General features: G+C 38.2%; 30 protein-coding genes. 11 read left to right on the forward strand and 19 right to left on the reverse strand.

Annotated elements, in window-relative coordinates:
• Nucleotides 1-15: 15 nt before the first annotated feature.
• Nucleotides 16-537 (reverse strand): hypothetical protein, encoded by a 522-nt coding sequence (locus NSQ49_RS05040; protein ID WP_159869627.1) that lies wholly within the window; start codon nt 535-537, stop codon nt 16-18.
• Between the two features lie 289 nt (nt 538-826).
• Here NSQ49_RS05040 and NSQ49_RS05045 point away from each other — a divergent pair, with 289 nt between their 5' ends.
• Nucleotides 827-1,129 carry a hypothetical protein gene (locus NSQ49_RS05045; protein WP_159869518.1) on the forward strand — a complete coding sequence of 101 codons (303 nt, stop codon included), beginning with the start codon at nt 827-829 and terminating at the stop codon, nt 1,127-1,129.
• Between the two features lie 90 nt (nt 1,130-1,219).
• Nucleotides 1,220-2,026: a glycerophosphodiester phosphodiesterase gene (locus tag NSQ49_RS05050; protein ID WP_236566312.1), complete on the forward strand. Its 807-nt coding sequence runs from the start codon at nt 1,220-1,222 to the stop codon at nt 2,024-2,026.
• Between the two features lie 43 nt (nt 2,027-2,069).
• On the opposite strand, the gene NSQ49_RS05055 is transcribed toward NSQ49_RS05050, so the two are convergent.
• Complete coding sequence (locus NSQ49_RS05055) at nt 2,070-3,533, reverse strand: UDP-N-acetylmuramoyl-L-alanyl-D-glutamate--2,6-diaminopimelate ligase (protein ID WP_251283132.1); 1,464 nt, start codon at nt 3,531-3,533, stop codon at nt 2,070-2,072.
• A gap of 216 nt (nt 3,534-3,749) precedes the next feature.
• Entirely contained in the window at nt 3,750-4,490 is a 741-nt protein-coding gene (locus NSQ49_RS05060) for a protein-glutamine gamma-glutamyltransferase (protein ID WP_159869527.1), read from the reverse strand.
• 224 nt (nt 4,491-4,714) lie between these two features.
• On the opposite strand from NSQ49_RS05060, the gene NSQ49_RS05065 reads away from it, so the two are divergent.
• The 3 genes from NSQ49_RS05065 to NSQ49_RS05075 all read left to right on the forward strand — a co-directional run bounded on the left by NSQ49_RS05065 (nt 4,715) and on the right by NSQ49_RS05075 (nt 6,711).
• Nucleotides 4,715-6,151, forward strand: coding sequence for a carbon starvation CstA family protein (locus NSQ49_RS05065; protein WP_251283131.1), 1,437 nt, complete (start codon nt 4,715-4,717; stop codon nt 6,149-6,151).
• 156 nt (nt 6,152-6,307) lie between these two features.
• Entirely contained in the window at nt 6,308-6,430 is a 123-nt protein-coding gene (locus NSQ49_RS05070) for a 3-methyladenine DNA glycosylase (RefSeq protein ID WP_159869532.1), read from the forward strand.
• A gap of 14 nt (nt 6,431-6,444) precedes the next feature.
• Complete coding sequence (locus tag NSQ49_RS05075) at nt 6,445-6,711, forward strand: hypothetical protein (RefSeq protein ID WP_159869535.1); 267 nt, start codon at nt 6,445-6,447, stop codon at nt 6,709-6,711.
• A 176-nt stretch (nt 6,712-6,887) separates the two neighbouring features.
• Here NSQ49_RS05075 and NSQ49_RS05080 read toward each other — a convergent pair whose 3' ends face one another.
• Nucleotides 6,888-7,457: an HAD-IA family hydrolase gene (locus NSQ49_RS05080; RefSeq protein ID WP_251283130.1), complete on the reverse strand. Its 570-nt coding sequence runs from the start codon at nt 7,455-7,457 to the stop codon at nt 6,888-6,890.
• 194 nt (nt 7,458-7,651) lie between these two features.
• On the opposite strand from NSQ49_RS05080, the gene NSQ49_RS05085 reads away from it, so the two are divergent.
• A complete protein-coding gene (locus tag NSQ49_RS05085; protein ID WP_076256850.1) occupies nt 7,652-7,885 on the forward strand; it encodes a helix-turn-helix domain-containing protein in 234 nt (77 codons plus the stop codon).
• Between the two features lie 154 nt (nt 7,886-8,039).
• Entirely contained in the window at nt 8,040-8,372 is a 333-nt protein-coding gene (locus tag NSQ49_RS05090; protein ID WP_159869541.1) for a hypothetical protein, read from the forward strand.
• Between the two features lie 258 nt (nt 8,373-8,630).
• On the opposite strand, the gene NSQ49_RS05095 is transcribed toward NSQ49_RS05090, so the two are convergent.
• The 3 genes from NSQ49_RS05095 to NSQ49_RS05105 are packed head-to-tail and all read right to left on the reverse strand — an operon-like array spanning nt 8,631 to nt 11,641.
• Entirely contained in the window at nt 8,631-9,359 is a 729-nt protein-coding gene (locus NSQ49_RS05095) for an exonuclease domain-containing protein (protein ID WP_251283129.1), read from the reverse strand.
• Nucleotides 9,359-10,339 (reverse strand): DUF294 nucleotidyltransferase-like domain-containing protein, encoded by a 981-nt coding sequence (locus tag NSQ49_RS05100; protein WP_251283128.1) that lies wholly within the window; start codon nt 10,337-10,339, stop codon nt 9,359-9,361. The genes NSQ49_RS05095 and NSQ49_RS05100 overlap by 1 nt, the downstream gene beginning before the upstream one ends.
• Before the next feature lie 33 nt (nt 10,340-10,372).
• Nucleotides 10,373-11,641, reverse strand: coding sequence for an ammonium transporter (locus NSQ49_RS05105; RefSeq protein ID WP_251283127.1), 1,269 nt, complete (start codon nt 11,639-11,641; stop codon nt 10,373-10,375).
• Nucleotides 11,642-11,906: 265 nt separating this feature from the next.
• Between NSQ49_RS05105 and NSQ49_RS05110 the strand changes: the two genes are divergently transcribed.
• Nucleotides 11,907-12,101, forward strand: a complete 195-nt coding sequence (locus NSQ49_RS05110) for an alpha/beta-type small acid-soluble spore protein (RefSeq protein ID WP_009331132.1) — start codon at nt 11,907-11,909, stop codon at nt 12,099-12,101.
• A 77-nt stretch (nt 12,102-12,178) separates the two neighbouring features.
• Complete coding sequence (locus NSQ49_RS05115; protein ID WP_268891682.1) at nt 12,179-12,304, forward strand: hypothetical protein; 126 nt, start codon at nt 12,179-12,181, stop codon at nt 12,302-12,304.
• A 53-nt stretch (nt 12,305-12,357) separates the two neighbouring features.
• Here the strand turns inward: NSQ49_RS05115 and NSQ49_RS05120 are convergent, their stop codons facing one another.
• From NSQ49_RS05120 to NSQ49_RS05140, 5 genes are all read right to left on the reverse strand, one after another.
• Nucleotides 12,358-13,266 carry a COX15/CtaA family protein gene (locus tag NSQ49_RS05120; RefSeq protein WP_251283126.1) on the reverse strand — a complete coding sequence of 303 codons (909 nt, stop codon included), beginning with the start codon at nt 13,264-13,266 and terminating at the stop codon, nt 12,358-12,360.
• A gap of 165 nt (nt 13,267-13,431) precedes the next feature.
• Nucleotides 13,432-14,544 carry an o-succinylbenzoate synthase gene (gene menC, locus NSQ49_RS05125; RefSeq protein ID WP_251283125.1) on the reverse strand — a complete coding sequence of 371 codons (1,113 nt, stop codon included), beginning with the start codon at nt 14,542-14,544 and terminating at the stop codon, nt 13,432-13,434.
• A gap of 18 nt (nt 14,545-14,562) precedes the next feature.
• The gene (locus NSQ49_RS05130) at nt 14,563-15,369 is read right to left on the reverse strand and encodes a GNAT family N-acetyltransferase (protein ID WP_159869559.1); all 807 of its coding nucleotides are present in this window, start codon (nt 15,367-15,369) and stop codon (nt 14,563-14,565) included.
• A 44-nt stretch (nt 15,370-15,413) separates the two neighbouring features.
• Entirely contained in the window at nt 15,414-16,796 is a 1,383-nt protein-coding gene (locus NSQ49_RS05135) for a YjiH family protein (RefSeq protein ID WP_251283124.1), read from the reverse strand.
• 43 nt (nt 16,797-16,839) lie between these two features.
• Nucleotides 16,840-17,694, reverse strand: coding sequence for a MurR/RpiR family transcriptional regulator (locus NSQ49_RS05140; RefSeq protein WP_159869565.1), 855 nt, complete (start codon nt 17,692-17,694; stop codon nt 16,840-16,842).
• A 475-nt stretch (nt 17,695-18,169) separates the two neighbouring features.
• Here NSQ49_RS05140 and NSQ49_RS05145 point away from each other — a divergent pair, with 475 nt between their 5' ends.
• Entirely contained in the window at nt 18,170-18,394 is a 225-nt protein-coding gene (locus tag NSQ49_RS05145) for a hypothetical protein (protein ID WP_159869568.1), read from the forward strand.
• 204 nt (nt 18,395-18,598) lie between these two features.
• Here NSQ49_RS05145 and NSQ49_RS05150 read toward each other — a convergent pair whose 3' ends face one another.
• The 6 genes from NSQ49_RS05150 to NSQ49_RS05175 form a co-directional block, all read right to left on the reverse strand.
• The gene (locus NSQ49_RS05150; protein WP_236566313.1) at nt 18,599-18,883 is read right to left on the reverse strand and encodes a hypothetical protein; all 285 of its coding nucleotides are present in this window, start codon (nt 18,881-18,883) and stop codon (nt 18,599-18,601) included.
• A 158-nt stretch (nt 18,884-19,041) separates the two neighbouring features.
• Nucleotides 19,042-20,016 (reverse strand): proline dehydrogenase family protein, encoded by a 975-nt coding sequence (locus tag NSQ49_RS05155; RefSeq protein ID WP_159869571.1) that lies wholly within the window; start codon nt 20,014-20,016, stop codon nt 19,042-19,044.
• A gap of 573 nt (nt 20,017-20,589) precedes the next feature.
• The gene (locus NSQ49_RS05160) at nt 20,590-20,874 is read right to left on the reverse strand and encodes a hypothetical protein (RefSeq protein ID WP_251283122.1); all 285 of its coding nucleotides are present in this window, start codon (nt 20,872-20,874) and stop codon (nt 20,590-20,592) included.
• Between the two features lie 178 nt (nt 20,875-21,052).
• The gene (locus NSQ49_RS05165) at nt 21,053-21,463 is read right to left on the reverse strand and encodes a hypothetical protein (protein WP_251283121.1); all 411 of its coding nucleotides are present in this window, start codon (nt 21,461-21,463) and stop codon (nt 21,053-21,055) included.
• A gap of 149 nt (nt 21,464-21,612) precedes the next feature.
• Nucleotides 21,613-21,819, reverse strand: coding sequence for a DUF5316 family protein (locus NSQ49_RS05170; protein ID WP_251283120.1), 207 nt, complete (start codon nt 21,817-21,819; stop codon nt 21,613-21,615).
• Nucleotides 21,820-22,063: 244 nt separating this feature from the next.
• Nucleotides 22,064-22,453, reverse strand: a complete 390-nt coding sequence (locus NSQ49_RS05175; RefSeq protein WP_251283119.1) for a DUF5661 family protein — start codon at nt 22,451-22,453, stop codon at nt 22,064-22,066.
• Between the two features lie 184 nt (nt 22,454-22,637).
• Here NSQ49_RS05175 and NSQ49_RS05180 point away from each other — a divergent pair, with 184 nt between their 5' ends.
• Nucleotides 22,638-22,901 carry a hypothetical protein gene (locus tag NSQ49_RS05180; protein ID WP_251283118.1) on the forward strand — a complete coding sequence of 88 codons (264 nt, stop codon included), beginning with the start codon at nt 22,638-22,640 and terminating at the stop codon, nt 22,899-22,901.
• 522 nt (nt 22,902-23,423) lie between these two features.
• Here NSQ49_RS05180 and NSQ49_RS05185 read toward each other — a convergent pair.
• On the reverse strand, nt 23,424-25,034 hold the full coding sequence (locus NSQ49_RS05185; protein WP_251283117.1) for an SIR2 family protein: 1,611 nt from the start codon (nt 25,032-25,034) through the stop codon (nt 23,424-23,426).
• Nucleotides 25,035-25,187 lie beyond the last annotated feature (153 nt).

A 25,187-nucleotide genomic window follows, 5' to 3' on the forward strand; every position in this document is an offset into this window, starting at 1 on the left:
TTGTGTCCCCCTCATCTATAATTCTTTATAATCGATTACTTTAATAACTCCATTTGCAACTTCAACAATCAGCACTTTGCTGCCTTCCGATATAGACGTATTTTCGTAGCTTGAAGCAGGCTTGGAAATTCTCCCGCTTATATTTTCTATTAATACCTCACCGAAACCATTCTCCGGTATAGGGATTAATACCGTACCTACTCTTCCCCTTAAAGATTCATCTGTATAAACGAGAGATTCTTCCGCAGATGATAATGGTATAAGAACAAAGATATTCAGTAATATATCCAGCAATACAGCAATAACAGCTGCTGTCAAGAGAATGACAACGTTATTAAGAGAGGTTGTCATTTCTAAAATGTATCCTGCAGCGGATAGAAAAGTGATAAACGCCAGAATCAGTACTGGGTTTAGAAAACTGCTCTCACCAGCTCCGTCTGCCATATCTCCGAAAAATACATACAAAATAATTAAGATGCCAGAAAAAATAAGTGTGCTGAGATAAACCGTCTGAATAGGAAAACCAAATAGTTCCATAACATGCACCCTATCCATTTTTATTGTCCGTTTATTAACCACATGCCTCCTTCCCTTTTACTTTTTCAGTTTAATTTATATACGGGCAGAGACCTGTAATTGTTTCATTTTTCTAAAGTTTTCCCATATTAATCCTGCTAGCTGTTCAGCTTGTCTGACTTTCAGCCTACTTTAGTCATTTTCTTTACTATTTCCGCATACCTTATTTGAGGATTAAAATCCCCATTAGGATTAAACCGAGAGAAATGGTGGAATAAACACTATATCTTGTTAGCGGAGGGATAGGATTATGACAAGATCTGAATTGCATAAGGAGAAGCCCGGGAGCAAAATTATGCTAATGTCAATTTTCCTATTGGGATGCTTAGCTGCTGCCTTTACAGCATTATATTTTTATTCTCAAAGCCTCATTACAATAGAAGCCCCCAAAAAAGAACTGGGGGAGAAAATTATTATTAAGCTCCCTTCCGGAAAGAGTGTATTTACATATGAAAACCTTGTTGTTGAAGAAGAAGGAAAACTTTTTTATAAAGGAGAAAGAAATACTCTGGATTTAACAGGCGGTACCATTGTTTATGAGGAATGGGAATGAACAGGAAATAAGACTCGTTTTCAAAGGAATTCTCTGCATTTGACAAAATGTTTTCACATCCTTTAAGATGAGCAAAAATGGCGAGGAGAAATGACTTTGAAGGTAATGAAAAATATTTATTTTACAGCTTTAGCTACAGTTATTTCATTTTTCGGCATTAAAAAAATGGCAAATACTGCACATAAGATAAAAAAAATAGGCCACCGGGGAGTTGCCGGCTACTGTCCGGAAAACACTTTTCCTTCATATGACCGTGCAATTGAAATGGGAGCAGATTATCTGGAAATTGATGTTCAATTAAGCAAGGATGGAAAGCTTGTCGTGATTCACGATTCCCTTGTAGACCGTACAACTGACCATAAAGGAAAAGTCTCGGACTTTACCTTTGATGAGCTTAGAAAAATGGATGCCGGCAGCTGGTTTTCTGCAAAATTCAGCGGTGCCTGTATCCCTTCTTTTGAAGAGGTCTTAGACAAATATGCCGATCGTGTCGGGCTTTTAATTGAATTTAAAAAACCGTCCCTCTATCCAGGCATTGAAAAGATGATCGCCGAGGAACTTAAAAATAGAAAACTTGATGCAAAAGGTAAAGACCATATTATCGTGCAGTCATTTGATACAGCTTCCATGAGATTATTTCATGATCTGATGCCGGAAATCCCAGTCGGCGTCTTAATTAACTATCCTCCAGACAAAATAGAGATAAAAAATATTGCCGAATATGCAAGCTACCTGAATCCAAAGTGGACTGTGGTTAATAAGCGCCTGATTGATCTGATTCATTCAAATGGCATGAAAGCAATCGCCTGGACTGTGCGTTCAAAGAAAGAAGCAGAAAAATTGAAACATTATCCACTTGATGGCATTGTTGCAGATTATCTAGATCTTATTGAATAGACAAAAATAGGGTGCAGTCCGAATAATGGCCTGCACCCTTTGTTTATAAAACAGCCTGTTTACTTCCAGTTTCCAGCAGCAGCTTTAAGGTTTCCAAATCATTTTTAGCCGGCAGAACAAATGCCTTTTGATAAGCTTCAGGCCCCTTCCCAGTTATAAAGATCCAGTCATTTCCCTTTGCTTCTGCCCAAGCTTTCCGGATAGCCAATGTCCGGTCGGCGATCACTTCACCCTTACCGTCTCCATACTCTTTATTCAGAGAATTTAATTGACTTAACATTTCACTTTCACATTCATCATTAAGGTCATCAGCGGTCAAATAAAATTTATGGCAGTATTTTGCTGAAGCTTTAATCATATCCACACGCTTTGATTGATCTCTTCCGCCCCGGAATCCATAAATTTGAAAGATTCTTCGAGCTCCCTGCTGTCTCGCTGTATCAAGACAATATTCAAATGCATCTACTGTGTGGGCATAATCCACGACAAACTTAGCTCCTGATGGATGAATTATCATTTCAAAACGGCCAGGTATACCCGGAAATAAAGCCAAAGCCTTAATCATATCTTTTGGGTCAACCCCCAGATCAAAACCTGTCAGGAAAGCCATTGCTGCATTATAAACATTATGGTGGCCAGGAAGAGGAAATTCAATTTCATAAGACTCACCTCTCACCTCCAGAGTAAAAACTGTCTTCCCATTAATAGCGGTGTCTTTTATTGAACAGCACTTTTGTTCACCTAGCATAATCATAGGAATCTTTTCATTTTGCAAATGCTCTGCCATCTTTTCTCCCCATGTATTATAAAGGTTGACAACTCCTTTACCGCCTTCTTTTAACAAGGTGAATATTTTCTTTTTATCATAAAAATACTGATCCATATTTTCATGATAATCAAGATGGTCATGAGCAAGATTAGTAAATAGTGCATAGTCCAATTCCAGGCCTTCTGTTCTTGACTGTTCCAGTGCATGAGAAGAAATTTCCATAACGACAAACTCATCATGGCTTTCACTCAGCATTTTTTGAATCTGCAAGGCGTCCGGCGTCGTATTGCTTGTCCTATATTCCTTATTATTTATTATGTTGGATACAGTTCCCAAGAGGGAGCAGGTCCTGCCTGCAGTCTCCAAAATATGCTTTAAAATATAGGCAGTGGTGGTTTTCCCATTAGTTCCTGTTATGCCTATTATTTTATGCTTTCTTGAAGGGCGATCATAGAAACAGCTCGCCAGTTTCCCCAGACAAATTCTGCTATCTGTTACTTGTATGTAGGGAACAGTTAATTCAATTGCTTCCTCTCCTAATACAGCAGCCGCCCCATTTTCAACAGCTTGTCCAATAAAATCATGTCCATCTGCCTGAAAGCCTTTAATAGCAACAAAAAGGCTCCCTTTCCCCACTTTTCGTGAATCCATTTCAATCCCTGTAATATTAGGATCGTTTGAAGGCTCACCCATCTCCCCGCTATCCTTAAGGCAATTTATAACCTGGGATAATTTCATTTTTCTGTCTCCTTTAATGTATAAACATCAAGTAATTTGGTGTATAGTCATTATCTTTTGTTTTCCCTCATTCACAGGAAATATGCCATCTTGGGGATAGAAATATAGGGGTTTGGAGAAATTCGTCTTTATATACTAGAACTAAGGATAAATCTGGGTGAATCGCTTCTGAAAAATAAGCGATTCACCCTATTGAATTGTCGGCTTATTTGAATTTCACACTAAAGACAAGGGCCTCTTGGCAAACTGTGATAGATATTTCACGTTCAATCGGCTATGCTGTGAAATCAGATAAGCATCCCTTGTAGCACCTGGCTTTCTTAGCGTATTTAGAGCTCTTATCATCCCTGCCTCATTTTCCATGCCTATCCCATGCCCAAAGAACATGCCCCCGCCCAAATAAACGGAATTCTCACCTGTCCAAACTGGATGATCATAATCAGGATTATAAAAATAAACAACGTCACCAGGTATGAAATTCCGGCCCCTTTTGGTAACAATCGACAGGTCATGGTCATAATTCCAGTCCCAGACAAGAAGTCCCTGAAATAATGTATTGAAGCGGCTGACAGAAATGGAGTCCAATACAGCTTTATAAAAAATCAGCACAATGGCTGTTGTACATTCAAAGGCATATTCCCAGCTGTTCATGAACACATCCATGATCGCATCTGACGGTAAAACAGATGGATCAAGCAGGTAACCATATCTTGTTCTTCTCCATATGCGCGGATTGAAGCGTGATGTGTTAAAGGGTGCAAACTCTACACGGCTCGCATGAAGCTGCCTGGCTGCTTTAATAATATTTTCCCTTAAAAGGATATCAAATAGCAGTTCATGCATTGAATCGTATTGATGAGTCTCAGGGCTGCTCTCCAGCGCCAGATAAATTTCACGCTGAACTCCAAAAAAGCTGGATGGCCCCGGTTTATTCTGATTATTCGAAAGGATAATCATTGTCTTCCCCCCTTCAAATGAACTTATAGTAGCTTATGGTTTCATTTGCAGGAGGGTTCCTCCATTATTTCCTTCCTTAATTGTCACAAGCATGTTAATTATTATCGGAAAATATCTTTTTTTCTGAAATAAGCTTGCATTTTATTATGCATTACTTGTACAATATTCCACATATTCTTAAGTTTCAGATAATAATTATTATTTTACAACAGGGGGATTTTTTCATGGCTACTTTTTTAGGTTCGATTGTTTTGCTGATTGCTGGCTATGCCATTTACTCCAAAGTAGTAGAGCGTATCTTTGGCATAAATGACAGCAGCCCTACACCCGCATATACAGAAAAAGATGGAATGGACTTTGTTCCGATGAGCTGGTGGAAAGGCAGCTTAATTCAGCTTCTGAATATCGCAGGGTTAGGTCCCATATTCGGAGCAATTATGGGCGCATTATACGGACCGACAGCTTTTATCTGGATCGTGGCTGGTTCCATTTTTGCCGGGGGTGTTCATGATTATTTTTCCGGAATGCTTTCTTTAAGGCATAATGGGGAGCAGTTTCCAAACATTGTCGGCAGATACTTAGGAAAACCGGCCAAAACGTTCATAAATATATTCTCAATTCTTTTAATGATTTTGGTTGCCGCAGCATTTACTGCAGGGCCGGCACAGCTGATTTCAAGCATATCTCCATTGAGTTTTATGGCCTCATTGCTCATTATTTTTAGTTACTTTATCCTTGCAGCTGTTTTGCCTGTAAACCGTATTATCGGGAAAATTTATCCTCTATTTGGAGCTATATTAATTTTTATGGCAGTTTCCATTGCAATCGCACTGCTTTTCAGCGAAAAATCCATACCGAATGTAACTCTGTCCAATCTACATCCCGGTGAACTTCCAATCTGGCCATTACTGATGGTTACCGTTTCATGTGGAGCAATCTCAGGATTTCACTCAACACAAAGTCCGATTGTTTCACGCACATTAAAAAAGGAAAGTGATGGACGAAAGGTTTTCTATGGCGCCATGATCGGCGAAGGAATTATTGCCTTAATCTGGGCCGCTGCAGGCATGACTTTTTTCGGCGGAACAGGAGGGCTTCAAGAAGCATTAGCGGCTGGTGGTCCAGCGGGAGTGGTTAATGAAATTTCCGGCAGCCTCCTTGGAACGTTAGGAGGAATCCTTGCCATACTGGGTGTAATCATCCTGCCGATTACAACAGGAGATACAGCACTTCGTTCCTCAAGAATGATGCTTTCAGAATCACTTTCATCTTTATTGAAAATGGATGGAAAATGGAAGTTTGTCATCACCACTTTACCTGTGGCTCTTCCTACCTTATATCTTGCAACAATCGATTACTCATTCCTTTGGAGATATGTCGGGTGGACAAACCAGGTTACAGCAGCGGTCATGCTTTGGACAGCCACTATGTATCTTTTGAAACATAACAAATTCCATTGGATTTGCGGTGTTCCTGCATTGTTTATGACTGGGGTGGTATCCACCTATATCTTCTATGCGCCTGAAGGCTTTCGAATGGACTATCAACTATCTATGATAATCGGATCAGTCATTACACTCTTTATTACTGGCTGGTATGTTTTTCAAATCGTCAAACAAAAGCAGCTGAACAAGAATAACTCCAAACTAAAAGCTGCTTAATACATTAAAGCGCACCTCACATAAGCGTGAAGGTGCATTTTTTTTATGGCTGATCCATACTGGTCCATTCTCTTCACGGCTCTGCTAATCAATCACTCAGGTTTTGCTTTAATTTAAGAGGGTAATGAATACTAACAGTTTAAGGAGGGGTTAACTATGGCGGATAAAACCAATTCAGAAAAAAATAATTCTATAGAACAAAACAAAAAGAAAGAGAACGATAAAGATATCGAACCCCAAAGAGAGCCTGAAAAGCCTCAGGAAGAAAACCGAAAATAAGGAGAGGGACTTATATGGCTGACAAAAACATGCAGGATGGAAAGATGGATAACCCGGAGCAATATAAAACCGAAAAGGCAAGTTTATTTGATAAGTATGAAAGCGAAAAGAATGTTGATCCTATTCCAATGGAAGACTTGAAACAGGAAAATGAAGAAGAAAAAAACGGATCAAAAATAAAAAGCAGTTCATCTACAGAGGAAAAGTACAAAGCAGACTTTGAAACAATAAAAAAGAAAAAGCTGTTCGGCGATAAATATGACGATGGAACAAGAACATAAGTCTGCGGGAGTAACGGGACAGGTGAGACCCCGCACGCGCAGAAAGCTTGAGCATACCTTCGCTGCAATTAACGGACAACATTGTTAAGAGAAATCACTAATGAATCGAAAAGAGCCAAGTAAAAAGAAATATGGAAATTAAACGCCTGGCACTAAAAATTGCCAGGCGTTTTTTCTTAATATGGATTTATTATTTTATTAAAATCCCTGTAATGATTCAGATAGTAATCTGCTCCAGGGGCTTCATTCTGAAAAAGGCAGGTCTTGATGCCAAGTTGTTTTGCCGGCAGAATGTCTATCTCCCTGTCTCCTATTGCTAAATCAACCTTATGCTTTTCATGCAGAAATGCATAAGAAGCTGTGTGAGGCTTGCGTGGATAGCCATCGTCTCCTGCTACCATATCGGTAAAGTATTTATCTAACTTATGGAAGGTTAATATAGAAAGAACATCATCTCTTTCCTTGTGAGTCATAATCACATTCTTATCAGCCTGTTTTAATACCTGCACCACACCAGGAAAAGGCTTTAGATCATTTGGTCGCAATTGTCTCACATTCATCCTGATCGTTTTTATTTGTTCCTCATTTAATTTAAAATGATGGAAAGCATCGCTGAATGAAACTTTTAACTGACAAAAAATCTCTTCATCGGAAACCTTCTTATCACCCATCACTTCTCTTACGATCGCTGTATAAGCGGGATATGTATCCATTAAAGTGCCATCAAAATCCCAAAGTATATTCACCAGGCAAAACTCCCCTCTATATTTCTATTTACCCCCTCATATTAATAATTATACGTCCTGTCAATCTATTAAACTGCTTTTCCATTGTAATTAAATAACTTTGACAAACATATGGCACAATGCTAATTTAATAGCTATAAGACAAATAAACAGTGCCCTGAGAAAAAGGGTCAATTGTTAAAGGATGAATAAGAATGAACAAAGAAATTATTAAGTTAATCAGAAAGAGTTATAACATGACACAGCGTGATTTCGCAAGAGTTGTCAGCTGCAGCTTCTCTTTGATAGCTCTGGTTGAGGTGGGTAAGAGAAGGGTAACAGCTGATCTGGAAAACAAGATCAAAATTGCTTTTGACCTCGATGACCAGCAGATGCAGTCACTTGCTTCCCTTGTTTCAGAAATCAGCAAAGTCCCCCCTTTTATGTAAACAGCGGCGGCAGTTATAAAACCTAACCTTCTAAGTTAATACCAACCACAAAGCAGCAGCCACCAATTAAAATGGGCATTTGCCGTGTCTCTCCGCCCATTAATGCATACATTATATGGAGTTATTGGATTTTTGCATAAAAGGAGAGTGCCCAATGTACCCATATGGCTATTATCAAGGTTATCTTCCGCAGCCAGCAGCCCACTTCACCCCTGAATATGAAATTCAGCATTACGAACAATATGATACTGATAGACAGCCACAGCAGCTCGAAAGAAGGGTTACTGCGCTGGAAAGGCAAAATCAGGATCAATCCAGAGAGATTACCCGCCTTAACAGGCAGCTGGTCAATTTGACTGACCAGGTTAGAATGTTAAACCAGACTGTTGACCGCCATACACGAAGGCTTAATCGCTTAAACCAAAGACTAAGAACTGTTGAGAATAGACTTAACATCCCTTTTACTCCATTTGACGGGGAATTCTAAGAGAGTCTCTTGCCCCGAGCATCAAGAATGCCAAATTCACCCCAATCTCATATTGATTGGGGCTTTAATTTGTTTAATAAGATTTAATCGCAGTGTTTTTGTGACTTTCAGGATTAGAAGTTTGTACAGTGCTGCAGAACTCTAGGAAGGCTGAGCCGAAAACACTCCAGGTTCTGACTTTATCTGCCTTAATCACTGCAGTTCTGTCCGAAGTTTAGCTCTGCTGACTTCATCTTCATCCGTTCAAAGCCGCCTTTTTCACTTTAATCTGGCGAGGCGCTCATACACTTCTTTTAAATTTGAGCACCCTATTTTATGGACTTCCTCGATCAGGCAGCACCAAAGGAGAGCAGTCAGCTTTGCATCACCCAGAGCATGATGACGATCCTTCACAGGAATGTTATAAAATTCACACATATCTTCTAATTTCCATAATACTTTATGACGATCAGTTATCCTATAAAGGAAAGAAGTATCTAATATCCTGTGCTTGAATGGCGTGCGAAAAAGCTTCCAGCTGCTGTGCTGCATAAAGCTTTTTTCGTGGTTCGCATGATGGGCAACAAGCGGCAACCCCTTTACAAATTCAAGAAAGCTAATGAATACCTCTGAGAGGGGTGGAGCACTTTCTAATTCAGTCTCTGATAAATTTGTCAGCTCCTTTATTTCACTAGGAAGAGGCTTATCAAACTGAACAAGTGAATAAAAACTGTCGTCACTGACTTTCCCGCTGATAATTTTAACTGCACCAATCGAAATAATTTGATCACCTTTATCCGGATAAAATCCAGTCGTCTCAATATCAAAGACAGCCACATTCAAATTTCCTAAGGAAACAGACATTGAATCAGCATTCTGCAGCTCCCTCTGCATTTGCCTGATGAATGCTACATGATTCGGATTATGACCATTTATTCCACCTAACATACTAGTCTGAAGTTTGCCCTGAATACCTCTGACAAATTGGACAAAAGGATTGAATCTCATTAGCCTGCACCCTTTTTAATGGACTTAATCACAAAGAGATGTAGTTTTTTGGCATCCTTTAAGATATCTTTCAGTATATTTCGTTCTGATATTGTTAAAGTTTTAGGCTGAATATAGTGAGTATCTTCATAAGAATCTGACTGCCTGTATGAGTGAAGCCTCCATTTTAACAACACAGCAAAATTCTTTTGATATTTCCACATTCCCTCATAACCATTAATTTTCATAATCTTATTCAGTCGGGCAATCGTTGATGTGTCCTGGATTCCTTCCTTCAGAGCAAGAATTCTCACTGCATTTACATAAGGAATAAATGCAGAATATTTTAGATCCAGTTCCCCTTGATGCCTTCCCTTTTCTTCTGCCAGAAGCTGGCCAAATGGACCAACTGATTTTTTTATATGCATGCTGGTCTCTACCATTCTGGTCAGCAGATGCGGGCTTTTTTGAAAATTCTCGTAAATTAAGGATTTCAATTCAGCAATATACTTTTCCTCGCCTGCCAGCACTCTGCTGTCATAAAAAATATGAAGATTTCTCATCGTCTGGAGACTCCCCTCATGCATCCATGAAAGGATTTGTTCTTTCCATTGAGAAAGCGATTTGCACCATAGCGGATTAGAACTCATGACATTTCCTTGGCAATATGGATAGCCCACTGTCTGTAAACCTTTTGAAATTTCCTCCCCAAGCTCTAAAAAATATGCTTCCGCTTCAGGAGCCGCGGGTTCATACACCAATCCATGATCCTGGTCACTCAGAAAGCCCAGCTCCCTTCTCCCTGAGCTCCCCATTGTGAACCAGGCAAATTTCCACGAGAATGGTCTTTCAGTTTTGATCCTCTTCAGCGCTATACGGATAACAGACTTCATGATTGTGTCGTGAAATTCATTCAGCGCACTAACATTTGACCAGTATGTTAAAATCTGTTCCTCTTTCCACTCTTTTAGGGATTGGTAAGAATTCAATGATGCTTCCATCGAGGCACTTCCTTTAAGAAAGCTCGAGCCTTCTTACGAGCTTAACTTTTTGTTTTCATCAGCCATGAAGACTTCGGGATACCCATAGCTTCCATGTTCACTTAAATCCAACCCCATAATTTCTTCTTCTTCTGTTACCCGAAGTCCTCCCAATACTTTCTTGGCAGCTGCCAAAATAATAAAGGATGCAGCAAAAGCATAGAGACCGGATACAGCAACACCCATGAACTGAACTCCCAGCTGTTCAAATCCTCCCCCATAAAATAATCCAGGCTTTCCGACTGCTGCCAATTCTGGTGTTGCAAAGAAACCAGTGGATAATGTTCCCCAAACCCCAGCTGCACCATGAACAGAAAGCGCAAATATGGGATCATCGATTTTTCTCTTTTCAAAGAAACGAACACTGTAAAATACCAGGATTCCCGCTACAAACCCTATGACAGCCGCCGCCCATGTATCCACAAATGCACAGGAAGCTGTAATAGCGACCAGACCTGCAAGAGCACCATTGAGCATTGTCGGCACATCGGATTTTCCCATAACCACCCATGAAATAATCAATGCCGATACTGCACCTGCTCCAGCGGCAAGATTTGTGTTAAGAGCGACAAATCCAAAGAAACCATCTTCCACAGTCAATGTACTGCCAGCGTTGAACCCGAACCAGCCGACCCACAGGATCAGAACACCCAGAGCTGTATATACTTGGTTATGACCATAGATATTGTTAGCGGAACCATCTTTATTAAATTTTCCAATTCGGGGCCTAAGCAAGATAGTAGCTGCCAAGGCTGCCATAGCACCTGTTAAGTGTACAACTGTGGAACCCGCAAAGTCCTGCTTGCCATGTTCTGCAAGCCATCCTCCTCCCCAAATCCAATGTGCTACGACAGGATAAACAATGGCGGAAAATAGTACGGTGAAGATAAGGTAAACAGATAGTTTTGCGCGTTCAGCAAATCCGCCAAGCGCAATTGTGATGGCAATACCGGCAAATGCCAGCTGAAATACGAAGAAAACTGAAGAAGATAACCCCATTCCTTCAAGTTCAGCACCTGAGTAGAAGAAATTTGAAAGCCCAACCATGATATTTGCATTATCGCCAAATATGAAGCCAAAGCCCACCGCCCAAAACAGCAATGATGATAAACCAAAAGTAAAAATTGTTTTTCCTGCGATGTGCCCAGCGTTTTTCATTCTGGTTGAACCGGCTTCGAGCATAATAAATCCGCCAAGCATAAAAATAACTAAAATAGCTCCCAGCATAACCCATAGACTGTTCATTAAAAATATGGCGTCCATTTGTTATTCCCCCTGATTTTTATTTTGATGTTAGATAATAGCGATATCTTATGTCATATTATCTAACATCAATTTATTTAATCTTTATTTTACTCAGTTTTCAGCAGAAGTCAATCTATTTTTTGAAAATTTATAATTTTTATGTAAGATAATCTTACATAAAGGTTTCTATTGGCAATTTTATTGTTGCATCTGTCTTTACTTAATCGGTTAAGTTAAAAACGAGCATACTATTTGCTCAAATAATCGTCGGGAGTGATGTATCATGGCAAGAAACAAACTATTGGTACCCGGTGCAGGAAATGTATTGGATCAAATGAAGCAGGAAATAGCCAATGAGTTTGGAGTTCAGCTTGGTGCTGATACGACCGCACGAGCAAACGGTTCTGTCGGCGGGGAAATGACAAAACGCCTTGTTGCAATGGCAGAGCAGCAGCTTAAAAACCAGCAAAATCAGTAATAATGTTTGCTGGGCAACCGGTCCTGAAAAGGACCGGTCTTTCACTATACGTACACTTACCTAACGGAGGCAGACCTATGACCAACAAAAATGACAACCGCGAAAGAAAAAACAAATACCCCAACAATAAAAAACAGGATGCTGAGTTCTCAAGAGACGCAGATATCAGAAGTGAAATTACGAAAAAAGATCTCCAAAAATAAACTGAAGCAAAACAAAAAGGCATGTCACCTGACTGCCTTTTTTTGTTTTGCTATCATCCATAATAATGATTGCTGCTTTTTTCCCCTTGTCTACAGATCCTGCCGAAAGAGGAGGCAAACACCCACGCCTCACAAATAATTGCAAATAAGGCAGTTCCAAAAGCAAGATGGAGAACAGCCCAGGATATTTCAATATAACTGATAATCGTCAATACTCCGACAATAATTTGACTTAAGACCAGTACGGATGCAGCCATAAGCCGATTCTGCAATCCAGCCTCCCATTTACTCTTTATTGAAATATATGTAAGAATAAATATATAAATGGCCAAAATCCCCGCAAGCAGCCTGTGTCCGGTCTGTATCATTTCCGGATAGGTTTCTGGCAAAATGCCATATGCACATTCCAGCCAGCTGCACGCTAATCCAAATGTTTGGTGCTTAATATAAGCACCAAGAAATAAGGTAAGAAGGAGCAACACAAGCAGGATTTTAAATTTGTTTGGAATACTCTGGTCGTTTCTTGTTTTAGTCCGAGATGTCTGTTCATCAGCACGTCTCCATATCCAGATTAGCAAAGCAAGAAAAGCCATTGCAACCAGAAGGTGAACAGACACAATGATAGCCGGCAAGTCTAACCAAACCACAGCTGCTCCAAGTAAAATTTGAATTATTAAAAGAAGCATCAGCGCCTTAGAAACACCGCCAAGTTCCCGTTCCTGGTTTGATTTTTGAATGCTAAGGTATAATACAGCTGTCATTATTGCAAGTACTGCACCTACAATTCTGTGAGCAAATTCAATTAAGGTATCTCCTTCTAATACCGGAATCATAAGCCCATTGCATAAAGGCCATTCCGGCCCGCACCCCATGCCAGATTCCGAAGATGCCACATACCCGCCAAATACAATTAAAATATAGGTAAGGATAATTGTTAAGAACGCCAGCCGCTTCACCTTCATACTACACACCCCTTTGTATCGCAAAATTTAGAAATTTACATTCAGTTTATCAAAACCCGGACAAACCCTCGGTGATATGTGTCACAATATAGGTAAAATAGGGAATCAAGATGCAAATCCCACAATAAAAACGCCAGAGTTCCCTCTGGCGCAGCATGGCTTATTTTATGATTTTGAGAAAGTCCGGCTATATAATGTTACATCCTCAATTTTAGAACGATCAGGCTCATACCCTATTCCCGGCCCCTGCGGCACTAAAATAAAACCATTTTCCATAGTGACTTCAGGTTCAATTATATCTTCTTTCCAATAATGGGAAGACGGGGCTGTATCACCAGGAAGCGTAAAATTAGATAGTGAAGTAATGGCAATATTGTGCGCACGACCTATTCCAGCTTCAAGCATTCCTCCACACCACATCGGAACGTTATGATTTCTGCAAAGGTCATGAATTTTCCTTGACTCTGTAAGCCCGCCAACCCGGCCAATTTTCAAATTTATGATTCTGCAGCTTCCAAGCTCAATCGCCTTTCTGGCATCCTCAAATGTATGTATGCTTTCATCAAGGCAAATTGGTGTTTCCAAATGACTTTGAAGCTTGGCATGATCGATAATATCGTCATGATCCAAAGGCTGTTCAATCATCATTAGATTAAAATCGTCCATCTTCTGAAGGTGGCCAATATCATTAAGCGTATAGGCGCAATTAGCATCAGCCATAAGCTTAATATCAGGAAACTGGCGACGGATTGATTTTAAGATTTGCACATCCCACCCTGGCTTAATTTTTACTTTAATCCGCTTAAAGCCATCGTTTAGATATCCTTCAATTTGCTTAAGCATTTTTATTTCCGACTCCTGTATACCGACACTAACGCCCACTTCTATTTTTTCCTTTTCTCCGCCCAGAGCTTTTGAGAGCGAGACCCCTTTCTCCCTGGCATAAAGGTCCCAGACAGCACACTCCAGCGCTGCTTTGGCATTAAAATTTCCCCTGATTGGCCTGAAAGCCTCTGAAACATCATCAGGGTGCCGAATGTCTGATGCAAAAAGGATCGGTATTAAATGATCACTCATCATATGCCAATTAGTTTTTACTGTTTCTTCATTGTAAATGGGCTCCATTATGGAAACCGACTCTGACCATCCTGATTGCCCGCTTTTTGATTTTGCTTCTACCAGAATAAAGTCCTTATCCACTTCTGTTCCGACACTTGTCGTAAACGGATTCAGCAGCTCCATTTTCACGTGCCTTAAAACGATGCTTTTAATTTCCATATTCCCATTCTCCCGGCATTATCTCTTTTCCAAGAGATATAAGTATTGGTTTTTCGCATCTGCGTCCTTTATAAGATCTGTCGCAATCCAGCCTTTGCTTAGATACTGAACAAACGCTTCTTTCGTACTTTTTCTCCATTTCAAAGCCAATTCAATATCCCGCTTTTTAATATCCTGAAAATTCCCAGGAACCGGAATGTAAACCTTTTCATTTCTACAGTTCAAATTTACGCTTACAGGGACTCTGAAACCATCAGCGACCTCTGTTTCTATTGCCCTTGGCAGAACCTCATCAGGTCTTTGGCGCACGGGAAACACGTCTTGTATTCGCCACTCCACCAGAAATCTGTCAGACGGTATTCCGGCATTCATCTGGTCCGACATTTCACCGTAAGCATTCTCCATATAATGAGTGCATACAGCACCGAGCTTATGGAGATTAAGATTGGCATTTACGGTTTCAAGAGGATCGTATGTCCAGGAAATGAGATCATAACCTTTTTCAATCGCTGTCTGTTTTTGAGCATTTTTTAGCTTTTCTCCAATTCCAAACGCCCGGTACTTCTGATGAATTCCAAGGCTGTGGGAGCAAAGATATACCTTTGTGCCGTCAAAGCCGGGAAAGCTGTATTGAAAACCAATCAGCTCCTCTCCAATAAACGCGCCTAACACAAACCCGCCATTTTTTACCGTCGCCACTGTATGATTAACCGGCACAGCTTCTTCTACACTCCATATTCTTGCTTCAAGTTCGTATACCGCTTCAAGGTCCTTAACTGTGTGAAGGTTTTTAATGACCAGTGATGTTAATGCCTCTTGCTTCATAACCTTCCCCTTTCCTGGAAAACCGATAAAATTGAGTTAATTACTTAAAATATTATATGAGCTACTACAGCTACAATCGGCAGCGTAATAATCGTGCGAAGAAGGAAAATAAGAATTAAATCCTTAATGCTGACAGGAAGATTTGACCCTAAAAGCAGACCGCCCATTTCAGACATATAAACCAGCTGTGTTACAGAGACACAAGCAATAACAAATCTTGTCATTTCACTTTCTATGCCGCTCCCAATGACAGCCGGAAGGAACATATCAGCAAATCCAACTACCATTGTCTGGGCCGCATCTGCAGCTTCCGGAATTAGCATGAGAGCCAGGATCGGTTCAAACGGCTTTCCAAGAATCGTAAATGCAGGAGTGAATTCTGCAATTACAAGGGCAACAGTCCCAATCGCCATAACAATTGGCAGTACACCCATCCACATGTCCAAAACATTCTCAAAGCCTTCTTTTACAACTGCTGCAGCACTATTATTAGTACGCGCCTTTTTAATTGCATTATTTAATCCCCATTTAACAGGTGTCGTATGAGCAGGAATGGAGGTTTCCTCCTTCATCACAGTCCCTTCATAAGCAGTATCAGCTTTTCTGGATAATGGGGGAATCCGCGGCATTACTACAGCTGCCACCAAACCAGCAAGGATAATTGTTATATAATAATGTATAAAATATTGTTCTAAATTTAAATATTGAATAATAACAATCGTAAACGTAATGGAAACTACCGAGAAGGTAGTGGCAACAACAGCCGCCTCCCGTTTTGTATAATATCCTTCTTCATACTGTTTAGTTGTTAACAGGACTCCAATCGTCCCATCACCTACCCATGATGCCAGACAATCTAGAGAAGAACGTCCCGGCAGCTTAAAAACAGGTCTCATCACCTTAATCAATAACGCTCCAAAAAATTCGAGCAGGCCAAAATTTAATAGAAGCGGCAGCAATAAACCTGCCAGAAGAAATGTAGTAAACAGAATTGGAATTAGATCATAGATTAAGAGTGCGCCAGTATTCTCTGAATATATTGGTTCCAGACCAATTTCAAATAAGGTAATAATAGCAAAAACTGTTCCGAGCAAACGGGCTGCGACCCAAAATTTACTTACATTGAGTAATTTATTCAAATAAGGGCTGTTTAGTATAAAGGCCGGTTTGAAAATTACTGCAATCAGAGAGCCAATTACTGATAGAGCCATTATAGTAACAGTAATAGCAGGTATGGAAGATCCCAGCCATCCGTTAATTTGATTTGCTAAATATGCAACTGGAATCGTAATCCCGCCTTCTCCTTGAACGGGTATCATAAATAGTAAAATCCCAACAAGAGATGGTATTAAAAATTTAATATAGTCCCCGGCTGTAAAGGAAGCCGATTCCTCCTGCTGAATGATTTTCTTTGAAAGACTGCTCATACGTTGTGCCCCCTTTTTATTTTTACTCCCCTGCTGTTCAGCTTTATTCAACAAATAACTCCTGATCAGCAATTAAAATTTCCAGTTCCTTCTGTCTTCCCGCGATTCTTTCACGAACCTGTTCATGGATACCCGCTATCAGCACCTCCAGCAGACTAATAACCGAAGCAACTGAATGATGTCCGGTATCCATTAGTTCATCAGTAGTAAGTGTGACTTCAGCCATCTGCCCGATTGGCGAAAGCTGCCGGTCTGTGATGGCAATCACCCTCGAGCCTTTTCTATCAGCAAACGAAGCCAGCTTTAAAGTTTCCTTTCGATAGCGGGGAAAAGAAAAAATGACAACTGCTGACTGTTCTGTCCAATCACACACATCCTCAGGAAGAAATCCTTGAGGGCCTGAGATATAAACATTTCCCCTCATTTGTTTAAGTGTGTAGTAGAACCAGTATGCCGCTGCAAAAGAACTGCCAAACCCCCCAATATAAATCCTGTCTGCCTGGATCAGCGCATCAATCGCTTTCCAGAGGTCATTATTATTTACCTGATCAAGCAATTGCCGAAGTATTTTCCTCTCTTGATCTATGACTCTCTTAAATAAGTTCTCATGTGCTGCATTGTCTATGTAAGAATCATTTTCAGCTGCAGCCTGCTGTTTCCCTGCAAGCCAGTCTTTTCTGATTCGTTCCTGCATTTGGGAATAACCGCTGAATCCAAGTGCATACGCAAGCCGAATGACGGTTGTCTCACTGACACCTGCCTTTCTTCCAACTTGAAATGCTGTTAACAACACTGCTTCATCAGCATGCTCCATAATAAATTCAGCTGCTTTCCGCTGTCCTGGCGAGAGGGTTGAATAGTTTTCTTTAATCATCTGGCTAATTGTTTTCTTATCCATGCCGGCTCCTCATGAATAGTGAAGGAAAAACTTCTTATTCAAAGTATAAAGCACGAAATGCTTCTTAAACAAGAAAATTTTCTACTATTCGCAATTATTTTATTTATTTTGGCTTAGAAATCTATATTTTCATGAAGGCAATCCTTCTTTAAGAGAATTTTAAAGGATGAAATACTTCTTTAGCAACAGAAAAATGCATTTTTAGTTAAATAAATTTATTTTTATGCAAAAATACTTAGAGAAGGGTTAATTACAAATTACGTTTTTTAAGAAAAAAACTGGAGGTTTAACATGATTGCCAGATGGGTCGGCCCTAGTATTTTTACAATTCTTATCATACTTCTATGGAGCTTCTGAAAAGGTTACGATACAAATCTAAATTCTATTTGGAAAAGGCTTAGCGCAGGCAGCATTAACTTTATTCCTGCTAAACCTGAGTAAGTATTTTGTGTTTCTTCTCATTAGAAAAAGGAAATTGTGGAAGGTTAAAGTTTCACATGCAAAGGTTTCAAAGATGATGATGAAGTATCATGTTACAATCGGAATTACTGCAGCTTTTTTGGTTATTATGCATACCTCCATAATGATTGCTGCCCAATTAGAGGAATTATGGAACATAAAAAATAACACCGGATTTTTCGCTTTATTCATCCTGGCTGTTCTTTTATTCAGCGGAATTCTCCGCAATCTACTGAATTGAGAAGAAGATTTCATTATAGAATGGCTCTTGTGTTTTTTGTATTTAACTGATGCATGTTTTTGTTTAATCACAAAATTTATTATAAAAAATCCAAAAGAAAATCCCCGACAATGCAGTCAGGGATACCACTATACTGTTAATTTGTATATTGGTTCCGGGTGAATAGCCTGGGAAATCTCACCTGTCGGCTGAAAGCCAACCTTTTCATAGACCCGGATAGCAATTACAAGCTTGCTTAATAGCAGGGATACCATATCCTTTTCCCTGGAATTGATGTCCAAGCATCAGACTCACAAGTTCATACCGGTCATGGTCCCTGTCCAGTCCATGGGTTGTAAACCCTATTAAAATCTCTTTGTCAAATATGGCTTTGCTTGTCCAGCCATTAACTGAAGCAAGAGCAATGAAAAAAGCATTGGATCCGACAAATCTTACGAAGATCTGAAACTTCTTTTCCTGCTCTTCCTCATTACAAATTAATAATCTCAAAAAAATTTTTGTCTGTAACAGGTTTCAGCTGCAGGTCCATTTCCTTCCCTGCCCTTTCAGTCTAAAATGCTTACTAAGATAAGATTCGCAATTGAGATCATACCTTTTGGAAAAGAAAAAGCCTCCCTGAAATCTTAACAAAGGGAGGCTCCTGCTTATTATTTTTTTCGCTTTTTTGTCAATCTGCCTAATAGGAAAGCTCCTGCTGCTACACCAATCACAGTATTGGTTTTCTTAGTAAATACCTGTTTGGCAACAAGGTTTAAGTTCTGTGGCCTTTCTGCCAGGCGCCTCATGAAGTAACCGTACCAGTCATGCCCAAAAGGAACATATGTGCAGAAATTATAGCCTTCACCCGCAAGCTTCAGCTGCATATCCTTGCGGAAACCATAGAGCATTTGGAATTCAAATTTATCTTTTGGAATATTGTTAGCCCTTACAAAATCTTTTACATGGTTAATTACATTATGGTCATGTGTTGCTATTGAGGTAAATTTGCCATTCAGCAGATGCCATTCAATCAATTTTATGAAATTAGCGTCAATGTCATTTTTGTCCTGATAAGCAATTTCTTCAGGCTCTTTGTAAGCACCTTTTACAATTCGCAGCCGGAAATTCTGATACTTCTTAAGGTCTTCTTCAGCAGCATGGAAATATGCCTGTATAACAGTACCAAAGTTGTCGTATTCTTTGGATAATTCATCCAAAATGTCAAAGGAAGGCTGCAAACGCTTGGAGTCTTCCATATCCATATTCACAAAAATACCATAGCGGCTTGCTCTCTCTACTATCTCCCTGACATTTTCAAGGCAAAAAGAATAGTCAATATCAAGGCCTAATTGAGAAGGCTTTAAAGAGATATGTGCATCCACCTGATTTTCATGAATTGCCTCTATTACTTCTATTATTTGTTTTTTCGCCTCTGCCGCCTCTTCTTTTTTAAATACAAATTCCCCGAGATTATCGACAGTACAAGAGATGCCATGAGCATTAAGCTCTTTTATACTCTGAATTGCTTCATCTAAATTTGTTCCCGCAACTACATTCTGCGCTCCCAATTTCAAACCATATTTCTTTGCAGCGTTATTCAGAAATTCGTTTTGGGAAAGGCCTATAAACAGATCTTTCAACATAGAAATATCCCCTAACTCTTGTAATTTCACAATAAAATTATAGCATGGATTTTCAATAAAAATTATTTTGCGAATTTTTATATTTTATTGATTCCCTATCAATGTTTCGTTAAAACCTCACAGGAAACCCGGTTCAACAATGACGATCCCCAGGCGCATAAAAAAACGCTTGGCATTATTAGCCAAGCGCTTTAAGTATGATTCCGACTGGGTTCGAACCAGCGACCTCTACCCTGTCAAAGTGGCAAACAGTCATGGAAGCAATAAAGTTATTATGGAATATCCCTTACATATCAAGGCTTCAGAAGGAGTTAAGTTTGTTCCTTTAGGTTTAAAATGGACCATTGTTGACGGTTTTCGTCAACAATTCGTCAACATCTATTATATTACTTGTGATCATTTTGATTTCTTATTCAACTAAAAAGCCCCCGTTTGTTTAAGTACATTTTCTCACAAACTTATTACAGGAATGCTGCCCCAATGGTTGAATAAGAAAAAAGCTGCCGAAATGAAGCTTAGACTTTTGCTCCTGCACCCTTAGTTCTATAGCAAATCACCTTTTTAAGGCTTAAGCTAAACAAGGTCTAGTTTATCTTTTGAGTGTTCATTCATTACCTTGAACATAGTGAAAGTTGACTCCTGGTCTGTTATATAACCTTTTCCTTCTAAGTGTTTATTCTTTTTATGATGGAAAGACTCAAAATTCTCGTTATCCTTAAGTTCATACGTGTAATGAAACCCAGGGCACAAACAAAACTCCTCTATATTTTTATATGGTTTGTTTGGAATTTCTCGTGCAATTACTATGTTTGGGTCGAAGAAGAAGTAAACATAGGGTTTATTTGTTCTTATTTTCAAATAAACACTCCTTTTCAAAAGACTTTCTGTACATCAAATGGAATAACTATATTCTTCTCTATATTTACTTAATATCCTTCTTAAATTAACCCGCACCTTTAGGACAATAAGAAAAGCCGCCTGAGATGGCAGCTGGTTCTTTAAGTAATGCACAGTTTGTAGAATAAGGTAATAACTCTTATTTAGACAAATGTTTGTAATCTAATATTTCAATCTTAAAATCATGATTACATTTCAGCTTATTAAGCTTTCCACTGTCACAGGATGGGGATACTCTTACCTTAACTAAATCTTCTTTATCATTATCATTTTTTTTAGAAGGAATGAGAATTCTTATGGCAACATCATAAGAATGATTGTCATTGTAATTTATACCGACGATTCTTTGCCATTGCCAGTCAAAAAGGGCATCGCCCCCATACTCTTTAATTACTCTTTTATCAATAGTTGGAAACACAAGGTCTGAAACAATATTTTCAGTTGTCATATATATATCTTCTGGCTTTGGAATAGTTTCTGCTTTAACCATTTGTAAAGGAGTAAAAGCAAATAAAAAAATACCCAATAAGATTAAGTATTGTTTAACCAATAAAATTCACCCCTTATTTAGTTATATCCCTTAATATCCCTAATTTGTTATTCCTTATTCAACTAACCTGCCCCTTTAGCACAACAAGAAAATGACGGCCTCAGCAATCACTACTTTAACTCTTGAATCCTTTGTAAAAAAACCTAAATTCATAAAAGGTGTATTAGTCCTGCAATTCCTAATGAAATTACTCCTGCAAGGCCAGTATACATTGCAATCCTGGTTCTGAAGTTTCTATGCCCATCTGTTTCTGAATGATAATTTGCTCTATGCTGTTGACCATTCGTCCAAGCTCCGATAAAAACTCCTGATATAACAATACAAGTTAAACCAACAATTAGGAAAAGCTGAATCATCTTTATTCATCCCTTTCCATCTCTTTATACGTCTACGTTTATTTATAAATTTTGTTTCATATTACTAATAATTTCTCATTGAATGAATAATTCTTATTGAACAAACCTGCCCCGTTTGTTAATTAAGAAAAAAGATCGCTCCCGCGACCTTCACCTTAAACACTTACACCCGTAAGTTAATAACAATTTTTCACAAACTAACTTTCAAATATAAGCTATTTTAACCTTTAGATATTCAATTAAATTATTTATTCCAATAGGCTTTTGCTTCTTCCTCAAGTACCTTTAATCTTTTGTAGTAATCAGGAAACTCATTAAGATGAGCAAGAGCAATTTTTCCAGTAATAATTGGATCATCGCCCGTAACATTAGTTTGGCTAGATATTTTTCCATGTTCAAGCTCTATATTTACTCCCATCCAAAACTCATCTAAATCAAACTTACTTTGACTAAAGTCAATGCCTAGTAATAAAGCAATTGCTGCTGCTTCTTCTTTTGAAAAAGATTTGACTCTTGGTCCCGAACGATTATTTCTATAATACTTTGGACTTCCGGTGTTTGGATAAAGAGATTGCGCACCATAGTAATAACCGTTGATGAAGTGGTTTAGATGCTGATTATAATAATAGAACAATATACATCTCTCCTAAAAAGTAGTATTAACAATATACGTAAGTTGCCTATATATGAGCATGTCTTCTATAGGTAAAACAAGTCTATTCCATAAAATTAACGAATCAGCTAAATGAAATTCTACTCCGTTTATTGAATATAGAACATTTGTTTGTATATAATTAATCTAAAAAGGAAGTCGCTAAATGAGGGTAATAATTGAAACAAAACTTAATATTGAAGGAATTAGAGGTTTAAGCCGTGGAGATTTTTTTGTTCGAGACCAAGATTTTAAAGTTGATCCAAACTTTGCGGTTGCAGTTGTTGCTTACGAATGGATACAGCAACAATGGAGGGAATCTGGCTGCAGAGATTTGATTATTGATATGGTTACCTGGAATGAGGAAAATGATATTACTGAAAATGTAAAGCAGATTAGTCCGATGGTGAAGGATGACCTTCCGTTTTAGAAAAATAAAAAAGCCAATAATTAAATCGACTTCTTCATTCTACAATTGCTACATTCTCTCAGAAATTCCCCATCTCCCACTTTGGATTTAAAATGTGAGTTGCCGCAATTATCACAGCGTCCAGCTTGCTTGTCAGGTAATTCACTATAAGTATAGATCTTTTCAAGGTCTATATTATCGTAATTGTATTCCATGTAGTCACCTCAGAGGAATAATATAACAAACATTAGAGGATGTTTAAAGACTTTTTTACAATTGACTTTATTCCTGCAGAAATCATTGGGTGGGCAGCAAGGTTATGATTATTGAAATGGTACCTGGAATGAGGTAGATGATATTACTAAAGAAGTGAAGCAGATTATGCCGATGGTAAAGGATGATTTACCTTTTAATAAGGTGAAAAATTTAACCCTTCTCACATGAAAAGGGCTAAAAATGGGTAAATTTTATTGTAGACATTTTTATTCAATTCGAATAAGATGTTATTATAAAGCTCAAAGAAGTGATGGCAACCTGTATTGGTTAGGCGTCACTTCTTTTATTTTTTAACAAATCATACAATAAAAGTAATCTCCTGAGATTGGTATTTATTTTCCCTTCACCTGCTTCTATAAGCTCTTTAACCTTGTCTTTAACATATTCCTCAACCTTGTTAAAATCTAGTCTCTCTATATTGAAAGCAATTAAATTATATTCCCTATCTGATACATAATCTTCATCTAATATATCATTAATATCAGTGTAAACTTGTCTATACGTTTTGTTTATGGTATCCAGTTGGGCTTTAAAATCCCCTTGACTACTTAACCTTTGCCTTAGTCTTTCTCTTTCATAATCGTGTAGGTTGGATTCCTCTATTTTTTCCATTGAAACATACTTAATAAAAGGATATCGTCCAGCAACAGGCTCATTAGCCAAAAACCTTAATATGACATCTGAGGTTAACTCGTTTTTATTAAAAATATAATCTTCTAAGTATGTTAGTTTGTTTGGGATTTTGAAAATAACTGTAGAATCCCCTAGTGCAACAACAATTTTTTCTTTTAATGTTCCTTCTTTACTTAACTTCTTATCTATTTCATCAAGTTCAATTGGTGAAAGAAGCACAGACCTCAATGCACCTTCCTTACCAGTATCAATAACTAGCTGCTTAATTATTTGCTGGTATTTTCTAATTTCCGAAGGAGCGACTCCTTGATCGATCTTATATAAATGTTCATAAACCAATTCAAAATTATCCGTTTTTATAACAGTAAATCTGCAATTTAATTCTGGGTCATGTATCACTTCTTCAATTAATTTTTGTTCATCTTCTTTCCAGTCAACTATAATTAGTCTTTCTTCTAATGAGACTGGGTCTTCTGAGCTTAAAGAAGATGCAAAATCTTTAATGAACTTTCTAACATTCAAATCCGTTAAAGAATATCCCAAAAAAATTATTGGTGAGTGAATTAGCATTGAAATTATTTTTGCGCTTATTAGTATAGAGTTCTTATCAAAATCATCATAATCTTCTTCTGAAATTACAATTGATTTTGGCCTTTCAATTGATCCATGTATCTTAAAAAGTTCTGCATAGCCTATAGTTTGTTCAAAAAAGCCGCTCTGACCTATGTAGGTTTTTACACCGTATTGACTTGAAGAGTTATAACTGTCTTCAATAAATGTATCGTAGTTTGTAGTTATCATAATCTGTGACTTTGTTAATGCCTTTTTAAATGAAGTTACCTCTTCATCCATTTCTTGTTTAATTGTATAATCTTTTAATGCTACACTAATAGCCATTTTGAAAGGGGAAATACCCGTTGAATATACGTCTCTTGTAGAAAATCCATTTATTTGAATTTCCCCGTTATTAAACTTTCTATTAAACTTTCCTTCAATAATCGAACTCATTTTCAAATTACTAAAATATTCCACATCTTTTTCATGAAGACTGCTTTTTTCTTTTTTTATATCATCTCTTAAATTATTTAGTTGGCCATAAAAATCTCTTTCTTCAACCTGATTCCAAAAATGCTCTAATAGACCATCCCAACTCTGAAAGTCCCTAAGATACCTTTTTGATATGCCAGAACCAATAAAAAGTATAGGAAACTCATTTCGTTCCATTAATTTTTCTAATATCGTCATCCTATCCCCCTATTTTTTGTAAGTTTATTATAGGTTTATTATAGCATTACAAATCTAATAACAAGATTACTACCAATTAATAATTCCGAAAAAATTTTCACAAATTAGACACAAGGACTTTTGCCCTATTTTATCTAAATTAATAATTAGGGG

The sequence above is a fragment of the Cytobacillus sp. FSL R5-0377 genome (assembly GCF_038004385.1).
Classification (GTDB): Bacteria; Bacillota; Bacilli; order Bacillales; family Cytobacillaceae; genus Cytobacillus.